Origin of the sequence: Bacillus sp. AF62, assembly GCF_050312695.1 — a bacterium.
Classification (GTDB): Bacteria; Bacillota; Bacilli; order Bacillales; family Bacillaceae_G; genus Bacillus_A; species Bacillus_A cereus.
On record NZ_JBNPJZ010000236.1, the window covers coordinates 1 to 576 of the forward strand.

Consider the following 576-nt stretch of genomic DNA (forward strand, 5'->3'; position numbering starts at 1 on the left):
ATTTTGATGAAACCGGTATGCGAGTAGAAAATAAAACACAATGGTTACATACTGCCAGTACACCGGAGGTGACATTATAACATATTCATCAAAAACGTGGAAAAGAAGCAATGGATGCGGGCGAAATTTTACCATCTTTTTCTGGAATTGCGATGCATGATGGTTGGAAATCGTATGATGCGTATACAGATTGTCGTCATGTATTATGTAATGCCCATCTCTTACGAGATTTGCAAGGAATTATAGATAGTACGGGACAAAAATGGGCGCAGCAGATGAAGAAATTTCTAACGCAACCGTTAACGCTGAAAAAGCAATACAAAGGAAGCTTGCCAAAAGCAAAGCAACAGCATCTGCTTACGGTCTATCAAGCCATACTGAAAGAACAACCATTCTTTTCTGCAGAATTAAAAAAGAAAGGAAAGCAGACGCCTGGTCAAAATTTATGGAATCGCTTCGTCAAATATGCTGATAGAATCCTAGCATTCTTGGAACATCCAGACATTCCATTTGATAATAATCAAGCGGAAAGGGATATTCGAATGACGAAAGTCAAACAGAAAGTGTCTGGAACTT

At 38.7% G+C, this 576-nt stretch carries 1 protein-coding gene; it reads left to right on the forward strand.

Going from position 1 to position 576, the window contains the following annotated elements; all coding sequences use genetic code 11:
- Window positions 1-110: 110 nt before the first annotated feature.
- On the forward strand, window positions 111-576 hold a 466-nt coding region (locus ACQRBL_RS32520), incomplete at its 3' end, for an IS66 family transposase (protein WP_427736446.1).